The 11,599-nt window shown below is 69.5% G+C and carries 9 protein-coding genes; 7 read left to right on the top strand and 2 right to left on the bottom strand.

Annotated features, from left to right (window positions below; all coding sequences use genetic code 11):
• Positions 1 to 212 precede the first annotated feature (212 nt).
• The 6 genes from ACZ4SW_RS10965 to ACZ4SW_RS10940 all read left to right on the top strand — a co-directional run bounded on the left by ACZ4SW_RS10965 (position 213) and on the right by ACZ4SW_RS10940 (position 8,061).
• Positions 213 to 1,256 carry an NUDIX hydrolase gene (locus tag ACZ4SW_RS10965; protein ID WP_468240828.1) on the top strand — a complete coding sequence of 348 codons (1,044 nt, stop codon included), beginning with the start codon at positions 213 to 215 and terminating at the stop codon, positions 1,254 to 1,256.
• A gap of 627 nt (positions 1,257 to 1,883) precedes the next feature.
• Positions 1,884 to 2,915 carry an ABC transporter permease gene (locus ACZ4SW_RS10960; RefSeq protein WP_468240826.1) on the top strand — a complete coding sequence of 344 codons (1,032 nt, stop codon included), beginning with the start codon at positions 1,884 to 1,886 and terminating at the stop codon, positions 2,913 to 2,915.
• A 124-nt stretch (positions 2,916 to 3,039) separates the two neighbouring features.
• Entirely contained in the window at positions 3,040 to 4,662 is a 1,623-nt protein-coding gene (locus ACZ4SW_RS10955) for an ABC transporter substrate-binding protein (protein WP_468240823.1), read from the top strand.
• A 137-nt stretch (positions 4,663 to 4,799) separates the two neighbouring features.
• Positions 4,800 to 5,792, top strand: coding sequence for an ABC transporter permease (locus tag ACZ4SW_RS10950; RefSeq protein ID WP_468240820.1), 993 nt, complete (start codon positions 4,800 to 4,802; stop codon positions 5,790 to 5,792).
• A 32-nt stretch (positions 5,793 to 5,824) separates the two neighbouring features.
• Positions 5,825 to 6,901, top strand: a complete 1,077-nt coding sequence (locus ACZ4SW_RS10945; protein ID WP_468240818.1) for an ABC transporter ATP-binding protein — start codon at positions 5,825 to 5,827, stop codon at positions 6,899 to 6,901.
• Between the two features lie 26 nt (positions 6,902 to 6,927).
• Positions 6,928 to 8,061, top strand: coding sequence for an ABC transporter ATP-binding protein (locus ACZ4SW_RS10940; protein WP_468240815.1), 1,134 nt, complete (start codon positions 6,928 to 6,930; stop codon positions 8,059 to 8,061).
• 124 nt (positions 8,062 to 8,185) lie between these two features.
• Here the strand turns inward: ACZ4SW_RS10940 and ACZ4SW_RS10935 are convergent, their stop codons facing one another.
• Positions 8,186 to 9,541, bottom strand: coding sequence for a M20/M25/M40 family metallo-hydrolase (locus ACZ4SW_RS10935; RefSeq protein WP_468240813.1), 1,356 nt, complete (start codon positions 9,539 to 9,541; stop codon positions 8,186 to 8,188).
• A gap of 210 nt (positions 9,542 to 9,751) precedes the next feature.
• Here ACZ4SW_RS10935 and ACZ4SW_RS10930 point away from each other — a divergent pair, with 210 nt between their 5' ends.
• Positions 9,752 to 10,990, top strand: a complete 1,239-nt coding sequence (locus ACZ4SW_RS10930; protein ID WP_468240810.1) for a geranylgeranyl reductase family protein — start codon at positions 9,752 to 9,754, stop codon at positions 10,988 to 10,990.
• Here ACZ4SW_RS10930 and ACZ4SW_RS10925 read toward each other — a convergent pair.
• On the bottom strand, positions 10,974 to 11,435 hold the full coding sequence (locus ACZ4SW_RS10925) for a nitroreductase family deazaflavin-dependent oxidoreductase (RefSeq protein WP_468240808.1): 462 nt from the start codon (positions 11,433 to 11,435) through the stop codon (positions 10,974 to 10,976). The two genes, ACZ4SW_RS10930 and ACZ4SW_RS10925, sit on opposite strands and share 17 nt — an antisense overlap.
• Positions 11,436 to 11,599 lie beyond the last annotated feature (164 nt).

The following is an 11,599-nucleotide window of genomic DNA, read 5'->3' as shown; positions in this document are numbered from 1 at the left end:
GAAAACGCGAGGGGGAAGCAGTACCAGCCCCCCCCCCCCCTCCCCCCCCCCCCCCCCCCCCCCCCCCCCCCCCCCCCCCCCGCGGCATGCGGAACCCGGCGGCCCCCACGGGGTGGTGACGTCGGCCACGCCGAGGCGCCCTCATCAGCCGCGGGTTTCCGTGGCAGGGTGGAGCGGGCAAGCCCCAGGGGGCCAACAGAAGAGGGGGAACCGTGACCGTCGTCTGGATCAACGGCGCGTTCGGTGCGGGGAAGACGACCACCGCACGGGAACTGATCGAACTGATCCCGAACAGCACGCTCTTCGACCCTGAGGTCATCGGCGCCATGCTCACCCGGTTGCTGCCGCCGAAACGCCTCGCCGAGGTCGGCGACTTCCAGGACCTGCCGATCTGGCGACGGCTCGTGATCGACACCGCGGCCGCGATGCTCGCCGAACTCGACGGCGTCCTCGTGGTACCGATGACCCTGCTGCGCCAGGAGTACCGCGATGAGATCTTCGGTGGCCTGGCCGCCCGGCGCATCCCCGTGCGTCATGTCCTGCTCGCCCCGGCCGAAACGATCCTGCGGGAGCGCATAGCCGGCCGGGAGGTCCCACCCGACCTCCCCGACGGGGAGATCCGCGTCCGCCAGTGGTCGTACGACCACATCGAGCCCTATCGCGCCGCCCTCGCCGCCTGGCTCACCGCCGACGCACATCCCGTCGACACCAGCGCCCTCACCCCGTACGAGGCCGCTGTGCGGATCGCCGAGGCCGTCCGGACCGGCCGGGCGCCCGCCTGCGACATCGTGCAGACGGCCGAGCCGACCTCGGAGACCGTCGCCTCCGGTGTGCTCCTCTTCGACGAGCGGGACCGCGTGCTGCTCGTCGACCCCACCTACAAGGCCGGCTGGGAGTTCCCCGGCGGAGTGGTCGAACCCGGCGAGGCCCCGGCCCGCGCCGGCATGCGCGAGGTCGAGGAGGAGACGGGCATCAGGCTCGAGGAGGTCCCCCGACTGCTCGTCCTCGACTGGGAGCCCCCCGCGCCGCCCGGTTACGGCGGGCTCCGCCTCCTCTTCGACGGCGGCCTCCTCGACAGTGCCGAGGCCGGTCGACTCCTGCTGCCCGGCCCCGAGTTGCGCGACTGGCGGTTCGTCACGGAAGAGGAAGCGGCCGATCTGCTCCCGCCCGTGCGCTACGAACGGCTCCGCTGGGCGCTGCGGGCGCGTGAACGCGGTGCCGCGCTTTACCTGGAGGCAGGAATTCCGCTCGGCTGAGCCGGCGGCCCCGTCCGCCCTCGGAAGGCGGCGGGAATTCTGAGAATTCTTAGCGAGAATTCTGAGAAATCTTAATGTTCCCCGGATTCTTGCCGGGACCGGCGAGTTCCCGCAGAAGGGTGAGCGGGCCTGCCCCGTCCGGGTATGTATATCAACTCGAAGGCGGGGCAGCAGGGTTGGACGGACCCTGCCACCTGCGGTGACGATCAATCGTTGATCGGCGGATCCGTGCCGTGAGCCGGGTGCCCGCGATTTCTCAGCGCAGCCTTTCGCCAATCGATTGCCAAGAAACTGTCGCGGAGTATTCACAGCGGGGCTAACCGCGCATCCCGCGTCCGTCAAGCCTTGTTCATTCGGGTAAACAGTGCCCTTTCAGTGCCTTTTCGGTGTTGACCGAGCTCGCACGTGGTTGCGAAAGTCCGCTCAGTCTCCTGGCGCCGACCCCGGCAGCCAGTCACCTCCTGCATCCAGGGGCAGAACCGCCATGAAGAGTCCCACCACGACGGCGACCACGCGCCCGGCCCCCATCAGCCCGTCCGCCGCCGACGAGACACGGGCGAAGGCCGTGGGCGAGCCGGACGGAAGACCCTCCCGGCAGCCCCGGCTCACTCCCGGGATGTTCATACGATGACCACGCACCATCAGTCGGTCGAGGCCGCCGGCGGTACCACCCCTCCGTCCGGCGAACCGTCGCAGGACCCCCTGCCCGCCGACACGGCAGTCGAGGGCCGCTCACCGGCCAGGATGGCGTGGAAGCGCGTCACGCGGGACAAGGTCACCATGACCGCGCTGGTGATCACCCTGCTGTTCATCGTGGTAGCCCTGCTGGCCCCGGTGCTCACCGCGCTCACCGGCTGGGGGCCGATCACTCCGGACTCCAAGGCGATCAACCCGGACACGGGCAACCAGCCGTATGGATCGCTGGGCGGAATCAGCCTCAACCACCTGCTCGGAGTCGAGCCGGGCACGGGGTACGACCTGTTCGCCCGCATCGTCTACGGCCTGCGCACCTCGCTGTTCGTCGGCTTCGCGTCGGCGGTGCTGTCCACGGTGGTCGGCGTCGTGGCCGGGCTCGCGGCCGGCTACTTCGGCGGCTGGATCGACTCCGCGCTGTCGCGGGTCATGGATGTCATGCTGGCGTTCCCGCAACTGCTGTTCATCATCGCGCTCACCCCGGTGATCCAGAACGCGCTGCAGACCAACAGCCACGGCGGCACCGACGAGAAGCTCCGGCTGCTGGTCCTCGTCCTCAACATCGCGGTCTTCGCCTGGGCCTACACCGCCCGCCTGGTGCGCGGCCAGGTGCTGTCCCTGCGCGAGCGGGAGTTCGTCGACGCAGCGCGGATCATGAGCGCCGGATGGCGCCACATCCTCTTCCGCCAGCTACTGCCCAACCTGTGGGCGCCGATCCTGATCTCCTTCGCCCTGGCCGTCCCGCAGAACATCTCCACGGAGGCGGCCCTGTCCTACCTGGGCGTCGGAGTCATCCCGCCCGCCCCGGACTGGGGAGCCCTGCTCTCGGACGCGTCGGAGTTCTTCCTGCAGGACCCGATGTACCTGTTCATCCCCGGCGTCCTGCTCCTGGTCCTGGTACTGGCGCTCAACCTCCTCGGGGACGGGGTACGGGACGCCCTCGACCCCCGCGCCAACCGCAGCTGACGCGCTGCCCCTCGAGTGTCGGCACAGGCCGTCCCACACACGACAGCCGGGGCCGAGCCCATGACAAGAACGGAGTTCCCAGATGATGCGCAGAACGCGCAGGGTCGCTCTTACGGCCTCTGCCGTGGCGATAGCACTCGGGGTCACCGCGTGCGGTGGTTCCTCGAACACCAGCGGCAGCGCCCCGGTCAAGGGCGGCACGTTGACGGTCCTCGACGAGTCGGACTTCGACCACACCGACCCGCAGCGCACCTACACGACCGAGGGCATGAGCACGAACGAACTCTTCGTCCGCGCCCTCACCGCGTGGGACGAGACGGGCTCCACGCCGAAGCTGGTCGGTGACCTCGCCACCGACACGGGAACGCCCAGCAAGGGCGACACGGTGTGGACCTTCCACCTGCGCCACGGCATCAAGTGGCAGGACGGCACCGACGTCACCGCCCAGGACGTCAAGTACGGGGTGGAGCGCGGGTTCTCCGGCGACATCAACGGCGGCCCGCCGTACGCGGCGCAGTGGCTCGTCGGCGGCGGCGACTACAAGGGCCCCTACAGCGGCAAGCAGCTCGACTCCATCCAGACGCCGGACCAGTACACCATCGTCTTCCACCTGAACCAGCCGGTCGCCGACTTCAACGAGACCACGGCCATGTCCGGATGGTCGGCGGTGCCCAAGGCCCACGACACGGGCTCGACCTACGACACGCACGTCTGGTCCGACGGCCCGTACATGATCAAGTCGTACACCAAGAACAAGGAACTCGTCCTCGTCAAGAACAAGTACTGGCAGCAGTCGACCGACCCGATCCGCCAGCAGAACGTCGACGAGTTCGACTTCAAGTTCGGCCAGGACCAGGCGGCCATCGACCAGCAGATCAAGTCGGACGGCGGGGTCGCCCAGACCTCCGTCGAGCAGTACCCGCTCGCCGGCTCCGACCTGAACTCGTTCGCCAACGACCCGACGCTCAAGTCGCGTTACTACAACAACGCCGCTCCGGGCATCAACTACCTGGCGATCAACACCCGTACCGTCAAGGACATCAGGGTCCGCGAGGCGATCGAGTACGCGATCGACAAGACCACCGTCCGCGGCGCCTTCGGCGGCGAGGCGTACGGCGACTACGCGAGCACGATGCTGAGCCCCGGCATCGGCGGTTACAAGAAGTTCAACCTGTACAGCACCAACCCGGCCGGTGACGCCACCAAGGCCAAGGCCCTGATGAAGCAGGCCGGCGACCCGAAGCTCACCCTGTCGATGGCGATCGAGAACACGCCCACCCAGGATCACTTCGGTGACGCGGTGAAGACCTCCCTCGCGCAGATCGGCATCACGGTGAACCTCGTGCCGATCCAGGTGGCGAACTACTTCAACACCGTCAACAACGTCAAGAACCAGTACGACCTCACCTGGGGCGACTGGATCGCGGACTGGCCGAACGCCTCGACGGTTCTCCCCACCCTCTTCGACGGCCGGCTGATCGCGAAGAACCCGCAGGCGAACCAGGACCTGTCGTACCTGAACGACCCGAACGTCAACGCCCAGATCACCAAGATCTCCAAGATGGCCGACATCTCGCAGCGCAACGCCGCCTACGGGGACCTGGACGAGCAGATCATGAAGGACGCCGCTGTCGTCCCGCTCATGTACATGAAGTTCAGCGCCATCAGCGGCTCCAAGGTGGGCGGCGTCATCCCCGACACCATCCTGGCCGAACCGAGCCTCGTGCACGTCTACGTCAAGCAGTGACCCCGGTCGCCCCGCCGACGGTTCAGCCGCCGGCGGGGCCGCCCCACCCACGTCCGGCCCCACCGGGCGCAGGCACCACCCCACCGGCCCACAGCTAGAGGGAGGCGGACCGGGCACCCGCCAGGTCCCAGCACGACATGTTTCGTTATCTCATCCGCCGCTTGCTGGCAGCGGCCGTGATCCTGCTCGTGATCAGTGTGATCACCTTCTTCATCTTCTTCGCGCTGCCCTCCGATCCCGCACTCCTGGCCTGCGGAAAGACCTGCTCCCCCTCCCGCCTCGCGGAGATCAAGCACTCGCTGGGCCTCGACCGGAGCACCACGACGCAGTTCTGGGAGTTCTTCAAGGGGCTCTTCGTCGGCCGCGACTACGGCGACCAGAGCATGCGCATCCACTGCGGCGCACCCTGCCTCGGGGTCTCCTTCCAGACCGACACCCCTGTCCTGACCACCCTGCTGCAGGACTTCCCGGCGGACCTCTCGCTCGGCGCCGGCGCGGCGGTGGCGTTCCTCGTCCTGGGCGTCGGCCTCGGCACGGTGGCCGCGGTCCGCAGGGGGAAGGCCGTCGACAAGGCGGCGGTCGGACTCGCGCTGGTCGGCGTCTCGACGCAGATCTACTTCATCGGCCTGCTGCTGCTCTTCGTGTTCGTCGACAAGTGGCAGATCCTGCCGGCCTCCGGCTACACCCCCATCACCCAGGACCCGGTCGAGTGGTTCCAGGGGCTCCTCCTCCCGTGGGCGACCCTGGTCATCGTCTACCTCGCCTTCTACACCCGGCTCACACGCTCCTCCATGCTGGAGGTCTTCAGCGAGGACTACATGCGCACCGCCCGGGCCAAGGGTCTGCCGGCCGGCACGGTCGTCCTCAAGCACGGGCTGCGCGCCGCGATCACCCCGATCATCACCATCTTCGGCATGGACGTCGGCTCTCTGATCGGCGGCTCCGCCGTCATCACCGAGTCGGTGTTCGGCATCAACGGCATCGGCAAGCTGGCGGTGAACTCGGTGGAGAACTCAGACCTGCCCGTCATCCTCGGCACCACCCTCTTCGCCGCCACGTTCGTCGTCCTCGCCAATGTGGTGGTGGACCTGGTGTACGGCCTCGTGGACCCCCGCGTACGCCTCGCCTGACACCCCGACCCCGCAGCCCCAAGGAAGCACCAGTGTCCCTGCAGACCTCCTCACAGCCCGCGGACGTCACGCCCGCGCCCTCCTCGTTCCTCGACGTGCGGGACCTGCGCGTGAACTTCCCGACCGAGGACGGCCTCGTCAAGTCCGTCGACGGAGTGTCCTTCACTCTGGAGAAGGGGGAGACCCTCGGCATCGTCGGTGAGTCCGGCTCCGGCAAGTCGGTGACCTCGCTGGCCCTGCTCGGATTGCACAAGGGCACGCGCGCCCGGGTGTCCGGCGAGATCTGGATGGAGGGCAGAGAACTCGTCGCCCTGTCCGAGAACGAGATGCGGGAGTTGCGCGGCAGAACCGTCTCCATGATCTTCCAGGACCCGCTGTCCGCGCTGCACCCGTTCTTCACCGTGGGCGCCCAGATCGCCGAGGCGTACCGGGTGCACCACAAGGTCTCCAAGAAGGAGGCCGGGGACCGTGCCGTGGAAATGCTGAAGCGGGTCGGCATCCCGCAGCCCGAGCGGCGGGTGAAGGACTACCCGCACCAGTTCTCCGGCGGTATGCGACAGCGCGCCATGATCGCCATGTCCCTGGTCTGCGACCCCGCACTCCTCATCGCCGACGAGCCGACCACCGCTCTCGACGTCACCGTCCAGGCGCAGATCCTGGACCTGATCCGCGACCTGCAGGAGGAGTTCGGCTCCGCCGTCGTCATCATCACCCACGACCTCGGCGTGGTGGCCGACATCGCCGACGACATCCTGGTGATGTACGGCGGCCGTCGGATCGAGTACGGCACCGTGCAGGACGTGCTGAAGCGGCCGCAACACCCCTACACCTGGGGGCTGCTCCAGTCCATGCCGCACATCCGTGACGACGTCACCCGGCGGCTGAACCCGATCCCGGGCACCCCGCCGAGTCTCATCAACCTTCCGGGCGGCTGCGCCTTCCACCCGCGGTGCGCGTACAAGGGCTGGGTGCCGGAGGGACGGTGCACGGTGGAACGGCCCGAACTGCTGACGGTTCCCGGCACCGCCAAGCACATCGCCGCCTGCCACCTCACCGCAGAGACCAGACAACAGATCCGCGGCGGCCGAGCCGCAGGGGCCGCGCAGTGATGGCGGCGGAGGAACAGGAGCATGCCGTGAGCACCACCCAGTCCATCCCCGAGCAGCAGCTCGCTTCCCCGGCGTCCGGGAAGCCGCCGGCCGACGAGAACCTGCTCGAGGTCAGCGGTCTGCACAAACACTTCCCGATCCGGCAGGGCATCGTGTTCCAGCGGCAGATCGGGGCCGTGCACGCCGTCGACGGAATCGACTTCGCGGTCAGGGCCGGCGAGTCGCTGGGCCTGGTCGGCGAGTCCGGGTGCGGCAAGTCGACGACCGGACGCCTGATCACGCGGCTGCTGGAGCCCACGGCCGGGAGCATCGTGTTCGACGGCGAGGACATCACCCACAAACCCGTTGCGAGGATGCGGGAGGCGCGCCGGAACCTCCAGATGATCTTCCAGGATCCCTATTCCTCGCTGAACCCGCGGCACACCGTCGGCACCATCGTCGAGACACCGATGAAGCTCAACGGGATCAACCCGCCACAGGGCCACAAGCGGCGCGCCCAGGAACTGCTGGAGACGGTGGGGCTCAACCCCGAGCACTACAACCGCTACCCCAACGAATTCTCCGGCGGTCAGCGGCAGCGCATCGGGATCGCGCGCGCACTGGCCCTGCAGCCCAAGCTCATCGTGGCCGACGAACCGGTCTCGGCGCTGGACGTGTCCATCCAGGCCCAGGTCGTCAACCTGCTGCAGGACTTGCAGCGGGAGTTCGGTATCGCCTTCGTCTTCATCGCCCACGACCTCGCCGTCGTCCGCCACTTCTCCGAGCGGGTCGCGGTGATGTACCTGGGGAAGATCGTCGAAGTGGCCGACCGGGAAACGCTCTACACCCGGCCTCGGCACCCCTATACGCACGCACTGCTGTCCGCCGTTCCCGAGGCCGACCCGGACAGCACCGAGCGGCGCGAGCGCATCCGCCTCGCCGGCGACGTGCCGTCCCCGATCGACCCGCCGTCGGGGTGCCGCTTCCGCACCCGATGCTGGAAGGCCCAGGACAGGTGCGCGACCGACGAGCCGCCGCTCGTTCGCGTCACCGGCAACGCCGAGGGCCATCTGACCGCCTGCCACTTTCCGGAGGAGCCGACGGTCGAGGCACGCGGGGAGGACATCGTCCTCGATCCGGCACTCGCCGCACTGGAGAACTCACCCACCGAGAGCTCCTGACCGGGGGACCCGCGCGAGGTCCGGCACCTGCCCGTGGGCGATGCCGTGCGCCTCGCCCGCCTCGGCGAGGCACCGCAGGCGGGGCCCTCGCGTGGCGCGAGGGCCCCGCCGTGGGCGGAGCGGATCAGCCGGCCGCGTAGTTCCGCAGGAAGTGGGCCTCCGCGACCGACAGGCGTTCCAGTTCCTCGGGGGACACGCTCTCGTTGACCGCGTGGATCCGGGCCTCCGGCTCGCTCAGGCCGATCAGCAGGATCTCGGCCCGCGGGTACAGCGACGCCAGGGTGTTGCACAGCGGGATGGAGCCGCCCTGGCCCGCGTAACTCATCTCCTGGCCCGGGTAGGCGACCGCCATGGCCTGCGCCATCGCCGCGTACGCCGGGCTCGAGGTGTCCGCGCGGAACGCCTGCCCCTGCCCGATCTGCTCCGTCCGCACCCGGGCACCCCACGGGGTGTGCGTCTCCAGGTGGGCCTGGAGCAGCTTGGTCGCCTCCGCCGCGTCCACGCCCGGCGGCACCCGGAGGCTGATCAGGGCACGCGCGCTCGCCTGCACCGACGGGGTCGCGCCGACCACGGGCGGGCAGTCGATGCCGAGGACGGTGACGGCCGGGCGCGCCCAGATCCGGTCGGCGACCGCGCCCCCACCGATCAGCTCCACCCCGTCGAGCACCTTGGCGTCCTTGCGGAACTGCTCCTCGTCGTAGGACAGGCCCTGCCACAGGGACTCGCCGTCGAGTCCGTCCACGGTCGTCGAACCGTCCTTGGCGCGCAGCGAGTCCAGCACCCGGATGAGCGCGGCCAGCGCGTCGGGGGCCGCGCCGCCGAACTGGCCCGAGTGCAGGTTGCCTTCGAGCGTGTCGATCTGGACGCGGACCAGGGTCATGCCGCGCAGGGTGGTGGTCACGGTCGGCAGACCGGCGCGGAAATTGCCCGCGTCGCCGATGACGATCGCGTCGGCCGCGAGAAGATCGGGGTGCTCCTCGGCGTACCGCTCCAGGCCGCCGGTGCCCTGCTCCTCCGAACCCTCAACGATGACCTTGACGTGCACGGGCACGCCACCGTTCGCCTTCAGCGCGCGCAGCGCCAGCAGGTGCATGATGACGCCGCCCTTGCAGTCCGCGGTGCCGCGCCCGTACCAGCGGCCGTCACGCTCGGTCAGCTCGAAGGGCGGCGTGGTCCAGCCGGCCTCGTCCAGCGGCGGCTGCACGTCGTAGTGGGCGTAGAGCAGTACGGTCTTCGCGCCCTCGGGGCCCGGCAGGTAGCCGTACACCGACTGCGTGCCGTCCGGGGTGTCGAGCAGCGCCACGTCCCGGAAGCCCTCGGCGGTGAGCGCGTCGGCGATCCACCGCGCGGCGCCCTCGCTCTCGCTCCTCGGGAACTGGTCGAAGTCCGCCACCGACTTGAAGGCCACCAGTTCGGTGAGCTCCTCCTTCGCCCTGGGCATCAGCGAGGCGACGGTCTCGGCGACCGGATTCGACGACATGGGCACGCTCCTCGTAGGTGCGACTCAGGTACCGATGAGTACCTCTGGTGTGTACGTGGGTAGGTGGTTACGGGTGGTCCTGCGGGCGTATGCGCGGTCTGGTGCGGGGTGCATACGCTGCAGATCCTCCCACAGCGGCCTGCGAGGACGCCGCCGTAGGATGCGGGGGACAGATGCGGCAGGCGGCTTGATCGGGAGCAGTAGACCATCGTGAGCGGCGAGAACTCTTCGGCGGACGGCGTGCAGCGGGTGTGGGACGTCGTCGTGGTGGGCGCGGGACCCGCGGGGGCCTCGGCCGCCTACGCGGCGGCGGTCGCGGGACGCAGCGTGCTGCTGCTGGAGAAGGCCGAGCTGCCCCGCTACAAGACGTGCGGCGGCGGCATCATCGGCCCCTCGCGCGACGCCCTGCCGCCCGGCTTCGAGCTGCCGCTGCGCGACCGGGTGCACGCGGTCACCTTCTCGAACAACGGCCGCTTCACCCGCACCCGCCGCTCCAAGCAGATGCTGTTCGGGCTGATCAACCGGCCCGAGTTCGACCAGCAACTGGTCGAGCACGCGCAGAAGGCGGGCGCCGAACTGCGCACCGGGGCCACGGTGTCGCGGGTCGAGCAGCACGGCTCGGCGGTGCCGGACCGGCGCACGGTCGCCGTCGTCCTCCAGGGCGGCGAGACGCTGCTGGCCCGGGCCGTGGTGGGCGCGGACGGCAGCGCCAGCCGGATAGGGGCGCACGTCGGCGTGAAGCTCGACCAGGTGGATCTCGGCCTGGAGGCGGAGATCCCGGTGCCGCAGACCGTCGCCGACGACTGGAAGGGGCGCGTCCTCATCGACTGGGGCCCGATGCCGGGGAGCTACGGCTGGGTCTTCCCGAAGGGCGAGACACTGACCGTCGGCGTGATCTCGGCGCGGGGTGAAGGCGCCGCGACCAAGCGGTACTTGGAGGACTTCATCGCCCGCCTCGGACTGGCCGGCTTCCGGCCGAGCATCTCCTCCGGGCACCTGACCCGCTGCCGCGCCGACGACTCGCCGCTGTCGCGCGGGCGGGTGCTGGTGTGCGGGGACGCGGCGGGGCTGCTGGAACCGTGGACGCGGGAGGGGATCTCGTTCGCGCTGCGGTCGGGGCGGCTCGCGGGGGAGTGGGCCGTACGGATCGCGGAGGCGCACGACGCGGTCGACACCCGCCGCCAGGCCCTGAACTACGCCTTCGCGATCAAGGCCGGGCTCGGCGTCGAGATGAGCGTCGGCAAGCGGATGCTGAGCGCGTTCGAACGCCGTCCCGGTCTCTTCCACGCGGCCCTGACCGGTTTCCGGCCCGCCTGGAACGCGTTCAAGGACATCACGCAGGGAGCCACCTCCCTGGGGGAGATCGTGCGCAGCCGCCCGATCGCCCAGCGTGCCCTGACCGCGCTGGACCGGGGGCAGGCGGGCGGCGAGGTCAGCTCGTCACCGTGATCCGGAAGACGGGGTGGTCGGGGGCGATTCGGCGCAGGTCGGTGTCGGGGGAGTCGGGGCCGACCCCGTTGAAGAAGACGCCGACCTCGGCCTTCCAGCGCTTGAGATAGGCGCGCAGCAGCGGGACCTTGTCGTCGTCGGCGACCTCCGTGGCCGTGAACACGTCCACGTGCTTGCCGAGCCGCAGCTCGCCGCCGCCGGCGGCGCGCATGTTGTGAGTCCACTGCACGTGGCCGCGAGGCGCGAGAAGATACTGCTGCCCGTCCACGGTCAGCAGGTTGACGGGCGTGGTCCGCCACTCGCTGGACTTGCGGCCGCGGACCGCGAGGACCCGGGAGCCCCAGACACTGATGCCGCGGCGGGTCAGCCAGGCCACGGCGCGGTTGAAGACGTTGACGGTGAACCAGCCGGGCTTCTGGACGTGGGTGGACCGGGCGTCGGACATGGCGGGCCTCCTGGGGCCTGGAAGTGTGAGCGGTGCTCTCGCTTGAGAGCAGTGTGCTCGAGAACGGTGATCCAAAGCAAGAGCGGTGCTCTCTTTTTGAGGTGGCGACATGCCCGGGTTGCGAGCGCCGCCCCCGCGCGCTCGCCGCTCGCTTCCGTGTGCAC

The sequence above is a fragment of the Streptomyces sp. NPDC028331 genome (assembly GCF_055565775.1).
This window is presented reverse-complemented; position numbering and strand designations above follow the sequence as displayed.